At 45.3% G+C, this 16,086-nt stretch carries 15 protein-coding genes; 8 read left to right on the top strand and 7 right to left on the bottom strand.

The genetic code is table 11. From position 1 onward, the window contains the following. Positions 1 to 50: 50 nt before the first annotated feature. Together IQ270_RS01320 and ylqF are read left to right on the top strand one after the other, a co-directional pair. Complete coding sequence (locus IQ270_RS01320; protein WP_193971210.1) at positions 51 to 461, top strand: universal stress protein; 411 nt, start codon at positions 51 to 53, stop codon at positions 459 to 461. Between the two features lie 500 nt (positions 462 to 961). Next, complete coding sequence (ylqF, locus tag IQ270_RS01315) at positions 962 to 1,816, top strand: ribosome biogenesis GTPase YlqF (protein ID WP_193971208.1); 855 nt, start codon at positions 962 to 964, stop codon at positions 1,814 to 1,816. A gap of 19 nt (positions 1,817 to 1,835) precedes the next feature. On the opposite strand, the gene IQ270_RS01310 is transcribed toward ylqF, so the two are convergent. Next, a complete protein-coding gene (locus IQ270_RS01310) occupies positions 1,836 to 2,651 on the bottom strand; it encodes an MOSC domain-containing protein (protein WP_193971206.1) in 816 nt (271 codons plus the stop codon). 349 nt (positions 2,652 to 3,000) lie between these two features. On the opposite strand from IQ270_RS01310, the gene IQ270_RS01305 reads away from it, so the two are divergent. Then, on the top strand, positions 3,001 to 3,711 hold the full coding sequence (locus IQ270_RS01305; RefSeq protein WP_193971204.1) for a carbonic anhydrase: 711 nt from the start codon (positions 3,001 to 3,003) through the stop codon (positions 3,709 to 3,711). 251 nt (positions 3,712 to 3,962) lie between these two features. Here IQ270_RS01305 and IQ270_RS01300 read toward each other — a convergent pair whose 3' ends face one another. Next, a complete protein-coding gene (locus tag IQ270_RS01300) occupies positions 3,963 to 5,150 on the bottom strand; it encodes a glycosyltransferase family 2 protein (RefSeq protein WP_193971202.1) in 1,188 nt (395 codons plus the stop codon). A 384-nt stretch (positions 5,151 to 5,534) separates the two neighbouring features. On the opposite strand from IQ270_RS01300, the gene IQ270_RS01295 reads away from it, so the two are divergent. Beyond that, positions 5,535 to 5,804, top strand: coding sequence for a GlsB/YeaQ/YmgE family stress response membrane protein (locus tag IQ270_RS01295; protein WP_193971200.1), 270 nt, complete (start codon positions 5,535 to 5,537; stop codon positions 5,802 to 5,804). A gap of 345 nt (positions 5,805 to 6,149) precedes the next feature. On the opposite strand, the gene sppA is transcribed toward IQ270_RS01295, so the two are convergent. The 3 genes from sppA to IQ270_RS01280 form a co-directional block, all read right to left on the bottom strand. Continuing rightward, on the bottom strand, positions 6,150 to 7,970 hold the full coding sequence (gene sppA / locus IQ270_RS01290) for a signal peptide peptidase SppA (protein ID WP_193971198.1): 1,821 nt from the start codon (positions 7,968 to 7,970) through the stop codon (positions 6,150 to 6,152). A gap of 237 nt (positions 7,971 to 8,207) precedes the next feature. Continuing rightward, a complete protein-coding gene (fni, locus tag IQ270_RS01285; RefSeq protein WP_193971196.1) occupies positions 8,208 to 9,257 on the bottom strand; it encodes a type 2 isopentenyl-diphosphate Delta-isomerase in 1,050 nt (349 codons plus the stop codon). A gap of 140 nt (positions 9,258 to 9,397) precedes the next feature. Further along, complete coding sequence (locus tag IQ270_RS01280) at positions 9,398 to 10,081, bottom strand: SDR family oxidoreductase (protein WP_193971195.1); 684 nt, start codon at positions 10,079 to 10,081, stop codon at positions 9,398 to 9,400. A gap of 78 nt (positions 10,082 to 10,159) precedes the next feature. Between IQ270_RS01280 and IQ270_RS01275 the strand changes: the two genes are divergently transcribed. The 3 genes from IQ270_RS01275 to fghA all read left to right on the top strand — a co-directional run bounded on the left by IQ270_RS01275 (position 10,160) and on the right by fghA (position 13,593). After that, positions 10,160 to 11,269, top strand: coding sequence for an S-(hydroxymethyl)glutathione dehydrogenase/class III alcohol dehydrogenase (locus IQ270_RS01275; RefSeq protein ID WP_193971193.1), 1,110 nt, complete (start codon positions 10,160 to 10,162; stop codon positions 11,267 to 11,269). 125 nt (positions 11,270 to 11,394) lie between these two features. Next, a complete protein-coding gene (locus tag IQ270_RS01270) occupies positions 11,395 to 12,579 on the top strand; it encodes a flagellar assembly protein H (RefSeq protein ID WP_193971191.1) in 1,185 nt (394 codons plus the stop codon). A 159-nt stretch (positions 12,580 to 12,738) separates the two neighbouring features. Then, on the top strand, positions 12,739 to 13,593 hold the full coding sequence (gene fghA / locus IQ270_RS01265; RefSeq protein ID WP_193971189.1) for an S-formylglutathione hydrolase: 855 nt from the start codon (positions 12,739 to 12,741) through the stop codon (positions 13,591 to 13,593). A 729-nt stretch (positions 13,594 to 14,322) separates the two neighbouring features. On the opposite strand, the gene IQ270_RS01260 is transcribed toward fghA, so the two are convergent. Further along, positions 14,323 to 15,237: a branched-chain amino acid transaminase gene (locus IQ270_RS01260; protein WP_193971187.1), complete on the bottom strand. Its 915-nt coding sequence runs from the start codon at positions 15,235 to 15,237 to the stop codon at positions 14,323 to 14,325. Between the two features lie 154 nt (positions 15,238 to 15,391). Beyond that, positions 15,392 to 15,574 carry a hypothetical protein gene (locus IQ270_RS30565; protein WP_228055993.1) on the bottom strand — a complete coding sequence of 61 codons (183 nt, stop codon included), beginning with the start codon at positions 15,572 to 15,574 and terminating at the stop codon, positions 15,392 to 15,394. A 20-nt stretch (positions 15,575 to 15,594) separates the two neighbouring features. Between IQ270_RS30565 and IQ270_RS01255 the strand changes: the two genes are divergently transcribed. After that, positions 15,595 to 15,963: a Lin0512 family protein gene (locus IQ270_RS01255; RefSeq protein WP_193971185.1), complete on the top strand. Its 369-nt coding sequence runs from the start codon at positions 15,595 to 15,597 to the stop codon at positions 15,961 to 15,963. Positions 15,964 to 16,086 lie beyond the last annotated feature (123 nt).

Here is a 16,086-nt window from a genome sequence, read left to right as displayed (position 1 = left end):
TGGTTCAACCTAAACATTTTATCGGAGTCCGTGCCCGGGAGATGTGCACTATGTTCAAGACTGTCTTATTTCCTGTAGATCAAAGCCGAGAAGCCCGCGAAGCTGCCGAAAAGGTGGTCAATATTGTGAAAACCTACGGCTCTCGTTTAGTTATTCTGTCGGTAGTCGAACTCCCGGCCGAGGTGGGCGACGCGCCGCCAGAGGTGATGAGTTCGCCCGAAGCAGTCGCCAAGCTGCTGTCTGAGGCCCAATCGATGTTTTCCCAGCAGGGAATTGAAGCTGAAATCATTGAACGAGAAGGCAAACCGCCTTTCACGATTTGTGATGTGGCTGACGAAATCGGGGCCGATTTGATTGTGATGGGCTGTCGGGGGATGGGTTTAACTGATGATGGGGCGTCTGACAGCGTTACCAGTCGGGTGATTAATCTGTCTCCTTGTGCGGTTTTGATTGTGCCTTAGTTCGTTGACTGTTGACTGTTGGCAGTTGGCAGTTGACTGTTGGCAGTTGACTGTTGGCAGTTGTAATTAAATCACTGATTATTAACAACTAACAACTAACAACTAAGCTGTCGCGCATTTAAATTGTATATTCAGGGCGGGCGGGACACCCCACTAATTGTGCGATCGTTTTTTAACATACAATTTAAATGTATAACAGCTTAACAACTGTCAACAGCCAACAGTCAACTAACTAATGAAAATTCACTGGTATCCGGTTTTAACATACAATTTAAATGTATAACAGCTTAACAACTAACAACTGTCAACTAACAACTAACCAATAACAACAGTCAACAGTCAACTAACTAATGAAAATTCACTGGTATCCGGTTTTAACATACAATTTAAATGTATAACAGCTTAACAACTAACAACTGTCAACTAACAACTAACCAATAACAACAGTCAACAGTCAACAGCCAACAGTCAACAGTCAACAGTCAACAGTCAACTAACTAATGAAAATTCACTGGTATCCGGGTCACATTGCCAAAGCTGAGCGGGCATTAAAAGAACAGCTAAAGCGGGTAGATGTGGTGCTGGAAGTCCGAGATGCCCGCATTCCACTGGCTACTTACCATCCGCAAATGCCTAGCTGGGTGGGGGGTAAGCCGCGAGTATTGGTCGTCAACCGTATGGATATGATTGCGCCTCGGGCGATCGAGGCGTGGGAAAGATGGTTTGAGTCACAGGGGGAAACTGCCTATTTTACCAATGCCGAACACGGGCAAGGAGTACATCATGTTGCGGATGCTGTGCAGGATGCTGGGGTGCAGTTAAATAAGCGAAGGTTCGATCGGGGTATGCTGCCCCGTCCTGTTCGGGCTGTGGTGATGGGCTTTCCGAATGTCGGAAAATCTGCTTTAATTAATCGGCTGTTAGGGCGGAGAGTGGTGGACAGTGCGCGCAGAGCTGGAGTTACTCGATCGCTCCGATGGATTCGGATTTCTGACGAAATTGAGTTATTGGATGCTCCCGGAGTAATTCCCACCCGCATTAACAATCAAGAAAATGCCATAAAATTAGCTATTTGCGAAGATATTGGGGAAGCAGCTTACGACAATCAGGTAGTAGCCGCAGCTATGGTAGATTTGCTCCTAAAGCTTGAGGCAACTGATGACTCTTTGATCTCATTATCTGGTTTCAAATCCAGGTATAAAGTAGATATAGGATCTAGTAACGGTGAAGATTATTTGCACGAGGTAGCAAAAGACAGGTATAAAGGAGATGTCGAACGAACGGCGCGACAGATGTTGAATGATTTTAGAACTGGTGTTTTGGGTGAGCTTAGTTTGGAGTTGCCGCCGGATTAACCCGACTCGTGCGCTACAACTAATCAGGAATGGTATTAAATAGGGATTTGGTGACGCTGAGGATTTGAACTTCGTCTCCGATGCGTACTATTTTTCCGGTTGCTTGCGGTGACACTCGCGTGTTTACTATCAGCCGACTAAAGTGATTTAAACCTCCTTGTTTTACCAAGTCAGGCATGATTTCCTTGTGCTTGGCTATTAGGACATTTTTTAAATTTGGATAAGCTTCTTTCGCGGACGAATTTCGCCTCGATAGGAGAGAGGGCCCACGGGGATTAATTGCTTCAAATATTACTGTGCCTATTTTAAACCTGACAAGTTGATCGGCTTCTGGGAAAAGTTTGTCTTCCCAAAAAGCTGGGACATCTCCTATTTCAATATTAGCTCGCAAGCGATGTCGCATCTCGTTAACGCAAACTCTTGGAAACCAAGATGCAACTTCGGCAATTGTTTGGGTACCGATAATGCTTGGCCCCGGTGCTGCGGTATCGTCGGGAAAGCCTGTCAGCAAGTTTTCAATTAATTTGACTGGGAAACCGAAGTAGCTACTCAACCAATATTCTATTCCCGGGCGTTCTCTATCTATATGAAAAAAGATTTCTTGTTCGGTGTCTTGAATTTTCAGGCCGGCAATTCTTTTTTTGATGTCAAATGAGAGGCGCAGAAAATGGATTCCGCTGTTGCGTTTAGTGTTAATAACTTCTCCTGCTTCGTCGCAGATTGCAAAAGATCGATCGCCTTCTAGAGCTCCGCTAGCAAGAATAGTGGCTTGACTGACTGCTATGCCGTCAAGGGACTTGACCGGATAGATATGAATGCTGGCAACGTAAGACATTTCGATTCATTTATAAATAATTGTCTTTTTAGATACACTATAGCATCCTCTGCCGACAGAACGATGACGGCTGTTGACTTTGTTAAATAAAAAAGGGCAGTTTTTTTGAAGTGTAAATTCTGCAATAGCTGTTTGTAAACAAAAATTAAATAATTACGATCGATTTTGTGGTAAATATTATGCTATAAAATATAGTCTTGGACGCAGGGGCGACCAAAAACCGGGTTTTTCACCAAAATATTTGCTTAAAACCCTCTTTTAAACCTTGTTGGGAGAGTTCAAAAACCCGGTTTTTGTGTTGGGGTGCGTCTTGGACTAAAATACAAAAAATTGAACAGAGTTGCAAACAATGAGTGAAAGCGAAAAAACAGGTATGATTTCGCGACGCAATTTAATGTTGAGGGCTGGTGCAGGTATGCTGGCGGCCAGCATTGCACCTGCGCTTTTACTAGCTCGATCGGCAAAAGGAGATACGATCTCTGACATTAGTCCCGACGGTGCTCTCCAGAAATTGATGGAGGGGAATCAACGGTACATTGAGCAAAAACGGACTTTTCCAGACCAAGCCCGATCGCGAATTGTCGAAGTAGCAGAGGGTCAACATCCGTTTGCTACCATCCTTGCTTGTTCTGATTCGCGGGTGGCTCCGGAAATTATTTTCGACCAAGGATTAGGGGATTTATTTGATATCCGAGTTGCTGGAAATTTTCTAGACGATGGGGTTCTGGGAAATATGGAATATGCCGCAGTAGAATTAGGGGTTCCGCTATTAGTAATTTTGGGTCACGAACGCTGCGGTGCGGTGAAAGCTGCTTTAGATGGGAAGGCTGTGCCGGGTCACATTGGGACTTTGGTGGCGGCGATCAAACCGGCAGTTGATAGCACAAAAGGTGACAAAGGCGATGCTTGGGATAATGCAGTCAGAGCTAATGTGAAAATGAATGTCAAGAAGTTAACATCTTCGTCGCCTATTTTGGCTGAAGCTGTGAAAGCGGGCAAGCTTAAAGTTGTTGGGGGGCGCTACGATCTCGACAGCGGCAAAGTAGAGATTATTGCTTGATTTTGTTGGTAAGTCATTAGTCCAACGTCATTAGTCATTAGTCCAACGTCATTAGTCATTAGGAAGAGGGAAGAAGGAAGAAGGAAGAAGTCATTAGTCATCAGTCATCAGTCCAACGTCATTAGTCCAACGTCATTAGTCAGCGGTGCCTGTGAGTGCCCGCCCTCTTAGTTGTCATTAGTCCAACGTCATTAGTCATTAGTCCTGTCCCCGATCGAGAACATCATTGGTAATAAAGTAGAGATGCAAGTTTACATTAAGCCCATTTCTTGCAGCCCCCGGCGCAGGCGTTCTGCTTCAAACGGGCGGCGGTGTTGGTGAAGGGCGATCGCTCTTTTGAATTCTGCTAAACTCTCTGGCATTTTGCCAATTTTTAGCAGCGCTACTGCCAAGTTTTGATGAGCTTCGGCGTGTTGGGGATCGATTTTAATGGCTTGTCGGTAGTAGGCGATCGCATCTGCTAAATTTCCGGATGCTTTCAGCGTCAGTCCCAAATTGTAGTGACCTGTCGCAAAATTGGGGTCAATTTTTAAGGCTGCTTTGTAAGCTTTTTCTGCGGCGGGCAAATCTCCTTCATCTTTGAGCAAATTGCCCAAATTATTGTAAGCACCCAACTTCAGCGCCGGGAAAACCTTCGTATTAATTGCGAGTTGATAGTGTTCTTTGGCTTTAACAAACTGCTGCTGCTGACCGTAGGCAATTCCTAAATGATAGTTGAGTTCATAAACAATAGAATCATCAATTGCGGCATCCGTCAAGCCTTTAGTTAATAAATTAATTCCTCGCCCAAGTTGTCCGCTTTCTACGTACAGCGCGCCCAATTTGCTGCAAGCATAAGCGTCATTTGGATAATAAGTTATATAGCGTTCCATTGCTGCTTGAGCTTTTTGGAATTTACTTTTGGCGGCGATCGCATCTTTGTGATAACCAGAGTGCCAAATCGCCACATTGGGGAGAGAAGCTATTTTCCATTCCGGTTGGCGCTGCAAAATCTCAGCTACGCTGTCGTCTACCATGGCGTGGTAAGGGCGAGAAAAGCGGATGCCGGGGCGATTGCGAAACAAACGCGATACTAGGGAATAGGGTGATTGAGATGCACCGATTTCTTGGCGGATGAGATTGATTAGCAACAGTCGATCGCTCTTAATTGCCTGCTTAAGAAGAGGTACAATCTCGGGTACGAGCACCTCATCGGCATCCAAAACCAAAATCCAGTCGCCCTGGGCGTGCTTCAGTGACTCGTTGCGCGCCGCTGCGAAGTCGTCGCACCATTCAAAGTCATAAACCCTCGCGCCGGATTCTCGGGCTATTTCACGAGTGCGATCGCGCGAACCGGTATCTACTACAACTATTTCGTCAACAACACCCTTAACGCTGTCCAAAGTCCGCGACAGTGTTGTCTCTTCATTTTTCACGATCGTGCACAGTGTCAGGTCCATCGGGCGCAAACTTTCCTCATTTCACACAATAATTGTAATTTTTTTACCAGTAAAACACAAAAAGTCCCAGAAAGCATTCTCCTCTACCAGCTAAAAAAAATAATATGACTCAATGCCCGTGCTGCAAACCTCAACAGCGATCCGCGATCCCCATCTCAAATCTCAAACCTTCAATGCCCCAATCTCAAATCAAGTACCTTTCTTCGCGAAAATAATTGGGTTAACTCTTTTGACACACAAGCAAGCTTTAAATTCGCAGGATAGATCGAAAATCCTACCACTTTCGATTCTTCCTTACGGTAGAGGTAAGGGCCCGATAGCGATTGTTATTCTTAGAACATAAGACAAGGCAGAACATAAGTTAAGCATTCAGGAGAAAGAGAAATGGGAATTATTGCTTGGATCGTTTTAGGACTGATTGCCGGTGCGATCGCCAAGGCTATTTATCCGGGAACTCAAGGCGGCGGTTTTATTGCCACAACAGTTTTAGGAATTGTGGGCGCGCTAGTGGGAGGTTATTTAGGTCAAGTCTTTGTGGGGACTAGCGCGGGAGCTTCCTTCGGAGCATTAACTCTACCCAGCATAGCTTTTGCAGTCATCGGTGCGATCGTGGTACTTTTCATCTGGGGATTGTTAACTCAGCGTGCTGCATAACAAATATTGCCAATTCAGACTCTGCAGATTTTTAGGGTATTCATAAACCCGGTTTCTTGAAGAAACCGGGTTTTTCAGTTTTTCAGTATATCGGACTCGGCGGTTGAAACCGCTGCTACACAAACACTCACGCGACGGGAGCGGGTTGAAGAAACTCGGCGGTTGAAACCGCTGCTACACAAACACTCACGCGACGGGAGCGGGTTGAAGAGAAACTGGGCGGTTGAAACCGCTGCTACACAAACACTCACGCGACGGGAGCGGGTTGAAGAGTAAAGACAAACTTGGCGGTTGAAACCGCTACTACACAAACAAAACCCACCATAAGCGGGTTAAAGACTAAAGTTAATCAATCCGCAAATCGAAAGGTAAGCGAACGTAAATCCCTTGCGGGTCATTCATGGATTTGACAACAGCCAATTCCTCCTGCATTTTCTTAAATTCCGCCGTTAGCGGGTCGAGTTTGGCGGCTGGTTTCAAAACGCGAACCCCTGAAATTCTTTCCAAAATTCGCTCCTCCAAAGTGCGACTTTTTGGATATTCTTCTAACTGCCAATCGTCGCCTAGTTTAGCTTGCTTAGCCGCTTCTCTAACAGCATCTTCAAGCCCGCCAATTTCATCGACTAAACCCAACTGTTTGGCGGCAGTACCAGACCAAACTCTGCCTTGAGCAATTTCTTGCACTTTGTTTTTCGGCAGTTTGCGGGAGTCGGCGACTTTGGTGATAAATCGATCGTAAATGCGATCGACTACTCTCTGAATATTCGCCAATTCTTGAGGATTTTTCGGGCGGGAAACCGTGTTAGTATCCGCAAAGCGAGCGGTTTTCACCACATCCCAAGTTATGCCGTTGTTATCCGCCAACTTTTCGGCATTGAATAGCATCCCAAAAACGCCGATGGAACCAGTAATCGTATTGGCTTCGGCAAAGATTTTGCTCGAACCCATCGAAATCCAATAGCCGCCGGAAGCTGCTAAATTGCCCATCGACACGATAACAGGCTTTTTTTTGCCCGTCAGCGCGACTTCGCGCCCGATGACTTCCGCAGCCGTCACGCTGCCTCCTGGGCTGTTAACGCGCAAAACTACTGCTTTTACGTCGTCATCTTGTCGGATTTTCCGCAATTCTTTAGCAATGCGATCGCCCCCTACTTGAGTCGGGCCGCCTTCCCCGTCTACAATCTCTCCCTCGGCGTAAAGTACAGCAATCTGGTTTTTCTTGTCAGCGCGAGTTGAGTCTTTACTCTCAGCAACTCTCGCGTAGTTTTTCAAGCTAATTTGCTTAAAAGATTTGTCTTCTGCGTCAGTTCCTGTCAGTTTTTTGAGTTCCGCCGCAATTTGATCGAAATATACAACTTTATCAACTAACTTGCTTTTGAGAGCTTCCTCAGCCATCAAAGTTCCGCCATTATCTGCCACCGCTTGCAGTTGCGGCACGGTCAATTTGCGGTTTGGGCCGACAGTTTTCAGGTATTCGCCCCAAATATCTCCGAGCAATTTTTGAGTTTGCTGGCGATTTTCCTGGCTCATTTTTTTGAGCAAAAACGGTTCGACGGCTGACTTGTATTTGCCGACGCGAGTCACTTGCACTCCCACGCCGTATTTTTCCAAAGCACCAGTCCAAAACATGGCTTGACTGCTAAAACCGTTGAGTGTTAGAGAGCCGTAAGGATTGACTGCGATTGTGTTAGCAACGGAACCGAGGTAATAATCTCGCTCGCTCCAGTCCATTTCGTAAGCAAAAATGGGTTTTTTGGCATCTCGGAAACGCTGCAAGGCCGATCGAACTTCTTTGAGATTAGCAAACCCGCTACTGCTAGCATCCGAACTGCCTTCGAGATAAATGCCCACGATTTTGGGGTCTTTTTTCGCAGATTCGATCGCGTCTAAAACAGTCCGCAGCGTCACAGCTTCGCCCGACTCGTCCGAAAGCGCTTCTTGAATTGCCGCGCTCGTGCTGCGGCTCGGTTTGCTATCGGTGATATTGAGTGAAAGGTCTAATACCAATACCGACTTATCTTTAACTTGCGGGCCCGAATCTTTAGACGACGATGCCGCCAGAGCAATTAGCAGTACCAGTCCTCCCAATCCGATGCCGCCTAGCAGCAACAATCCGAGGAAGGTTCCCAGCAAACTTGCACAAGTATATTTTAGGAAATCTTTCATTTAGATAATTGGTTAGTGGTTATTGGTTATTGGTTATTCGTTATTCGTTAGTGGTTATTGGTTATTGGTTATTGGTAGGAACTAACAACTAACGAGTAACGACTAACAACTTTGGTTAGTGGTTATTGGTTAGTGGTTATTGGTTAGTGGTTATTGGTTAGTGGTTATTGGTAGGAACTAACAACTAACGACCAACAACTAACAACTAACAACTAACGACTGCCAACTGACATCCTTCTATCTTAACCTTTCCAAAACCCCAGAATGTTTTAACTCATCCAAGTTAGCGCAGCCTGTACAGAACATCGCTGTGGCAATCTCTGCAATTAAAACTTCCGCTAGCAAGGCACAGGCTGATTCCGATTGCGCTGCTGCTTGCAGAAACGGCCGCGCCAGCCCCGCCACATCCGCGCCGAGGGCGATCGCCTTGGCTGCATCCAACCCGTTTTGCAAGCCTCCAGAGGCAATTAGGGCAACATCTGGCGCTGCGGCGCGGGTGCTGACAACGCACTCGGCTGTCGGGATTCCCCAGTCAGCAAAGGTGGCACCCAAACGGCGCTGCTTGGCATCTGTGGCTCGCTCTCCTTCTATTTTCGCCCAAGAAGTGCCTCCGGCTCCGGCAATGTCGATCGCACTTACCCCAGCCGATCGCAATTTCTGTGCCATTTTCCCTGAAATACCGTTGCCAACTTCTTTAGCAATCACCGGTACTGGTAATTTTTCGCACAATTTAGCAATTTTATCTAGCAGTCCTTTAAAGTTAGTATCACCTTCGGTTTGAACGCACTCTTGCAGCGGATTTAGGTGTAAAATAAGGGCATCAGCTTCCAGAATATCGATAATTTTTTGACACTCTTCTAAACCATAATTATAGTTTAACTGAACTGCTCCGATGTTAGCAAACAGCAGAATATCTGGAGCGCGGCGGCGGACGGCAAATGTAGGAGCTAGTTGAGGATGTTCTACGGCGATGCGCTGGGAACCTACTCCCATTGCGAGTTTGTATTCCTGAGCGACATCAGCGAGGCGATAATTGATTGTCTGGGCTAGTTCTGTGCCGCCTGTCATTGAGGATATTAGCAGGGGAACGGCTAGTTTTTTGCCGAGAAATGTGGATGTTAAATCGATTTGGGCGCGATCGAGTTCTGGTAAACAGCAGTGAGCAAAACGGTAGTTTTCTAGTCCGCTGGTAGTTTCGCGAAATTGTACGTCTTCTTCGAGACAGATCCTGATGTGGTCTGCTTTGCGGGTTTCTGTTTGCGAGGGTGAGGTTAATGGCAAGTTCACAGTGGCTATTTGGGGAGAGAGTTTTGAGTTAGGAATATAGCAATTTTATTTCAGTTTTGAGTGTTTTTTTACCGCAGAGGGCGCAGAGGGCGCAGAGGAGTAGAAAAGAGAGATCGCAAATTCTGTTTTCTGTTGCTATATTATCCTGGAACGGTCATCGGCATTCCATTATCCGAAGGTTTTAATTTCAGTAAAAAAGGCACTGCTTTTTGCACCCATGCTTTGACAGGCGTATAACTTGCCGCGTGTTCTCCGAAAGAAATTTCCAGCATATCGGTGTGAATTATGCCGGGATTCAAAGGAATCGCTGCCATACCTCGCGGGAGTTCTTGGGCGAGCGATCGGGTAAGTCCTTCGATCGCCCACTTGGAAGCGCAATAGGGTGCGACTTGCGGCGAAGTTGACCTTCCCCAACCGGAACTAAAGTTGACAATTATGCCGCTTTTTCTTGCAATCATTGCCGGGACAAAGTGGCGAATCACATTAGCTGTACCTTTAATATTAACATCAATTACCTGAGAAAATTCTTCGCTGCCGACATTCCACAACGGCGCGGAATAATTAGTGATAGCTGCATTGTTAATCAGCAAATCTGGCGGTTGCTGCTTTGCCATAATTTCTGTAGCCCAAGCTTTGACTAGCTCGTCGCTAGCGACATCCAAACAAGTAAAATGATGGGGCGCACGATATTTTTGTTTTAGTTTTTCCACTGCTTGGGAAGAACGGGCGCATCCTAAAACTGTGTGCCCCAATTCAATAAACTTTTCGGTCATGGCAAGACCTAGACCGCGACTGACTCCGGTTATTACAATTAATTTTGTCATAAAGTTGCTGCAATTTTGAGATTAAGTAATAGAATACATATTGACGGGGCATTTAACAAATCATCCCAGGGGGAAAGCATGAAAGTAAAAGCAGCAGTTGCTCGCAGTGCAGGCAAACCTTTGACTGTTGAAACGGTCGATCTAGATGGGCCACGAGATGGTGAGGTGCTGGTGGAAATCAAAGCGACGGGTGTTTGTCACACTGATGCTTATACTCTTTCCGGCGCAGATCCAGAAGGTTTGTTTCCTGCTATCTTAGGCCACGAGGGAGCCGGGATTGTTGCGGAGGTTGGGGCGGGAGTGACAAGTGTCAAAAAGGGCGATCGGGTAATTCCACTTTACACTCCCGAATGCCGCAACTGCGAATATTGTTTGAGCGGCAAAACCAATCTCTGTCAAGCAATTCGCCTGACTCAAGGGCAAGGCGTGATGCCCGATGGCACGAGCAGGTTTTCAATCAATGGCGAGAAAATTTTCCATTACATGGGAACTTCTACCTTTGCTAATTATACAGTATTGCCAGAAATTGCGGTAGCCAAAATTCGCGATGACGCTCCTTTTGAGAAAGTTTGTTTAATCGGCTGCGGTGTCACCACAGGCATCGGCGCTGTCATCAATACCGCAAAAGTAGAACCAGGTTCCAATGTGGTAGTTTTTGGTTTGGGCGGCGTGGGTTTAAATGTAATTCAAGCGGCGCGCATGGTGGGAGCTAACATGATTGTCGGCGTTGATTTGAATTCCGACAAGCGAGAAATGGCGGAAAAATTCGGCATGACTCACTTTGTCAATCCCCGCGAAGTTGAGGGCGATTTAGTGCCTTATTTGGTAGATTTAACCAAAGGCGGAGCTGACTACACTTTTGAATGTATCGGCAACATTAATGTGATGCGCCAAGCCTTAGAATGTTGTCACAAAGGTTGGGGCGTGAGCGTAATTGTCGGGGTAGCGGGAGCCGGTCAAGAAATTAGCACTCGCCCGTTTCAGTTAGTCACTGGTAGGGTTTGGAAAGGCACGGCTTTTGGCGGGGCGAAAGGCAGAACGGATGTGCCGAAGATTGTTGATTGGTACATGGACGGTAAAATTGACATCGACAGCTTGATAACTGAGGTAATGCCGATCGAACGTATTAACGAAGCTTTCGATTTGATGCACAAAGGCGAAGTAATTCGCACAGTTTTGACATTTTAAACAAAACAGGACTTACGCGTGGCAACGTAATTCTGTCACTTACAAGTGTTACAAATAATCTCTAACCTATCATAAAAAGCGTCGAAACTGCGTAAGTCCTAGGAAAGAGCAATAAGTTAACAAAAATGACGAAATTTCCCCACGACCAGTTTGCCAAAGAATATCTTCAAGAGTTATTATCACCTCTCGGACAAGTAGAAACGAGTAAAGATGTCACTGCGGAAGTGAGAGAAATTGATGTTTTCTTTCAACCTACTTCTGTTAATTCTGAATACGCACAAACCTTGGGTTTATTAGGTAAAATAGCAGCGACAGTCGCAATCATTGAACCTTTTCGCAACCCAGTTAATCGTGACGGCATTTTCAGTGGCGTGACGAAATTATTAAATACCAGAGCAGACTTCTTGCGAAAAGCTAATAGAGAAGAGCAACGTTTAGAGTCACGTGAATTACCCTTCTTGTGGATTCTCACTCCCACTGCTTCGGAAACTTTATTAGAAAATTTGGGTTTTCGGATGCCAGAAGAGTCAGAGGGTTGGGGGAGAGGAGTTTATTTTTTATCCAAAGATTGGCGAGTCGGGTTGATCGCGATTCACCAGTTACCTAAGGTTCCGCAGACGATGTGGTTGCGGATGTTAGGTAGGGGTCGGGTACAGCAGGAAGCGATCGCTGAGTTAACTGCTTTGTCTGTGAATAATCCATTGCGATCTAATGCGTTAGAATTATTGTACAACTTGCAAGCAAATCTGCAAGCGAATTTAGCAACTATTCCTCAAGCAGATCAAGAAGATCGGGAGTTAATTATGGCTATAGCACCTCTATTTCAAGAGCAGTTACAAGCAGCAAAACAGCAAGGATTGCAGGAAGGTATTCAACAAGGTAGAGAAGAAGGTATTGAACAGGGAATTGAACAAGGAATTGAACAAGGAATTGAACAAGGATTGGAACGAGGACGACAAGAACAGCAACGCTTAATTCTAGAAAACTTTTTCCTGGTCAGATTTGGGCAATTAGACGAGAAAATGACAGCTTTCTTGTCAACCTTATCGACTTTACCTGCTGCTGAATTTACGATGATATTATTTTCAATATCGATGCTGACAGTAGATGAAGCTGGTCGCCAACAAGCGATCGGATTATTAGCTGAAAATTTTTTGAGAATGCGGGGATATGAATTAGGCGATATGTTGGCAATAGTTATGACTAATCTATTGGCATTGCCGGGAGAAGAATTGAGGTTGTTATTAGATCGATCGCCTCAGTTATCGACAAATGAATTGATAAATTTGTTGGGACAGAGGCGGGAATAGTCCTGTTTGATTTAATCTCAATAAATGCAGGATTTACGTATTATAATAGGAAAGTCAGGGATTGAGATTCTTTGCTTGGCTCACACTGACCAAAAATCATTCTCACTGCGTAAGTCCTATAATTGTGACAATATTTTCTACTCTTTAGCGACCTGGTGAATGGTGTTAAAAACTATCCAACTACAAAAAGAACATGAAAGCTTCGGCGGTAAACTCGGTTTTTACAGCCATCAATCCTCTGCCTGCAACAGCGAAATGAAATTCGCCGTTTACCAACCGCCGCAAGCCAAACATCAACCCGTACCAATCCTGTATTTTTTATCAGGATTAACCTGCACGGAAGAGAATTTTATGGCAAAAGCCGGGGCGCAACAATGGGCAGCAAAATACGGGTTAATGCTGGTGGCGCCCGACACTAGCCCGCGCAATACTGGCATTCCCGAGGAAGACGACAATTGGGATTTGGGAAGTGGTGCGGGTTTTTATATTGATGCGACAGCCACACCTTGGAATTCTCACTATCAAATGTACAGTTACGTTGTGGAGGAATTGCCTAAATTAATTGCTGAAAATTTTCCAGTCATACCGGAAAAACAAGGAATTTTCGGTCATTCGATGGGCGGACATGGAGCTTTAATTTGCGCGTTAAAAAATGGCGATCGCTATCTTTCAGTTTCCGCTTTTGCGCCTATTTGCGCGCCCATGCGCTGCCCTTGGGGACAAAAAATATTTGGACACTACCTCGGCAATAACAAGGAGAGTTGGCGGGCTTGGGATGCTAGCGAATTAGTTATGGAACAGCAATACAAGCGTCCGATTTTGATTGACTGCGGTACTGATGATTCGTATCTAGCTGAGGGGCAATTGTTGCCGGATGTGTTCGCAGCAGCTTGTACAAAAGCGGGACAGCCGCTGACTTTAAGGATGCAGGAAGGTTACGATCACAGCTATTATTTTGTAGCTAGTTTTATTGAGGAACATATGCAATTTCATGCTGCTGTTTTGTGCGAGTAAAATTTGAAAAATAAACCCTGAAGTAGGGTGCGTCAGTTACCAAGATTTTTGCGAAAAACCCAGAATTTCAAAACTGACGCACTCTTCGAATAAATGGTGCGTCATAATTCGACTTTTGGCGATGATTGAGAATTACTACACTGACGCACCTGGAGATGGTTAATTGAGAAGTAGGGTGCGTCAGAGAGAGGTTTTAGCAACAAATTAACAATCTCGAAACTGACGCACTCCTCGAATAAATGGTGCGTCACAATGGAATTAGGAGTGATGATTAATAATTGCTAAATTGACGCACCCTACAATCTTAGCACTTCTCGAATAAATGGTGCGTCATAATTCGACTTTTGGCGATGATTGATAATTGCTAAATTGACGCACTCTACAATCTTAGCACTTCTCGAATAAATGGTGCGTCAGAATGGGATTATGAGTGATGATTGATAATTGCTAAATTGACGCACCCTACAATCTTATTTGAGAGCTCCTCGAATAAATGGTGCGTCACAATGGAATTAGGAGTGATGATTGATAATTGCTAAATTGACGCACCCTACAATCTTATTTGAGAGTTCCTCGAATAAATGGTGCGTCATAATTCGACTTTTGGCGATGATTGAGAATTACTACACTGACGCACCCTACAATCTTAGCACTTCTCGAATAAATGGTGCGTCAGAATGGAATTAGGAGTGATGATTGATAATGGCTAAACTGACGCACCCTACAATCTTATTTGAGATCGATCGCAAATACCCACTTTTTGTACTTGCGATCGCGATTTTCGATGATTCCCGTCAGTTGGTTCAAAATCTTTTCGGTGATTGGTCGGTTTTTGGGCAATTGATAGTTTTCTACTCGGTTAATTGGGGTAACTTTGGCGGCGGTTCCGCACAGAAAAATCTCGTCTGCAATCAACAGTTCTGATTTGTCTACTGGTCTTTCTGTGACTTCTATTCCTAAGTCTCTGGCGATAGTTATCACGCTGTCTCTGGTGATTCCTTCGAGGATATCTTGATCGAAACCTGGAGTCACTAATTTACCATTTCTGGCGACAAATATGTTCATTCCTGAAGCTTCGCTGACTTTTCCTTGGGTGTTCATCATAATTGCTTCGTCGAAGCCGGATTCTACTGCTTCTGTTTTGGCTAAGGCTGAGGTGATGTAAGCGCCGCTAATTTTGCCTCTCAAGGGTAAGCTGCGGTCTTCTTGGCGATACCAAGAACTGATTCTACAGTTGACTCCTGCTTTGGGTAAGTAGTCTGAGAGTTCTAGTCCGTAGACAAAGAAGTCTGTTTCGACGTTGTGCAGTCGGGGGGCAATTCCTAAGCTGGATGTGTAGACGAAAGGGCGGATGTAAAATGATTGTGTTGGCTGGTTTTTTTTGACAAAATCAATGATGATTTGTTGAATTTTGTCGGCGGGTAAATCGCAGTTGAGGAATCGGGCACTTTGACTTAATCTTTGACAGTGGCGGTCTAATCTAAATAGGAGGATGCGATCGGCATTTTCGGGGTCGGGTATTCCTCGCAACCCGCCTAATACTCCGGTTCCGTAGTGCAGTGCGTGAGTGGCTATGGAAATGTTGGCGTCGGTAAATGGGAGAAATTGGTTTTGAAAGTAGGCAATTGGTAGAAAACTATCCATGATTGAAGCTGGCAATGAGTTGGGCTGTCCGCGAGGAATGATGAATTTGGTTATATTACCATAAGTTGGACGATTTGAGACTTGAGATTTGATTGGATTGAGAATGATTGATGAGTGTCGGGCTTTGGCGCTTGGATGCAGTTGTATTCTTTGTTTAAATTATGATGATTGTTTTGTGGTTGTGTCGATCGATAAAATAATCTAAATTGCGGTAGATTTGGTGGATAATTGTTTTGGTTGAGAGTGCGATCGTCTTTGTTGGCGCAGCCTCAGTACGGGGGGCTTTGCTCTGAAGAGGGGACGGATCGCGAAAGCTGGCGCTAACTATTGCTAACAAAAATTAACCCAGGGGTAACTGTGGCACGTAAATGTTTCATCATTGAAATGGGGATGGGTATTGACCAGCACGGACAGGAACCGACTGTAGCCTGTGCAAGGGCTGTACGGAATGCGATCGCCCACAATGCTTTGCTGGGTGTCTGGGAAGTGGCGGGTTTGAGCGATCCAAATCAAATGATTGTGGAGGTTAAGGTGGCTGTTCCTTACCCGGAACAAGTGCGGCCCGATGAGGTATTGGCGGTGCTGCCTTTTGGTAGCAAAACTCTGATTGTCGAGCAAGGGGGGATGGTGGTGGCCGGAAGGGCGATCGCCTCTTTGAATGATAAAAATGATGAAATGCTGATTGCTGTGGCGGCTGTGACTGTTTTTGTGGAAACTGAAGACTAATTAATTTTGTGTTGTTTGAATAAATCGGGGTGAAGCTCGGTCTTCTTCGTGTAGCCCCTGTAGGGGGGCTTTGGTAACGGGCGATCGCACTTTTGTCAAAGCTCTGATTAGACCTCTGGCATA

Source organism: Microcoleus sp. LEGE 07076 (assembly GCF_015207455.1).
In the GTDB taxonomy this organism is placed as follows: Bacteria; Cyanobacteriota; Cyanobacteriia; order Cyanobacteriales; family Microcoleaceae; genus Microcoleus.
The sequence above is the reverse complement of the archived record's forward strand: the minus strand, read 5'-3'. Positions and strand labels throughout refer to the sequence as shown.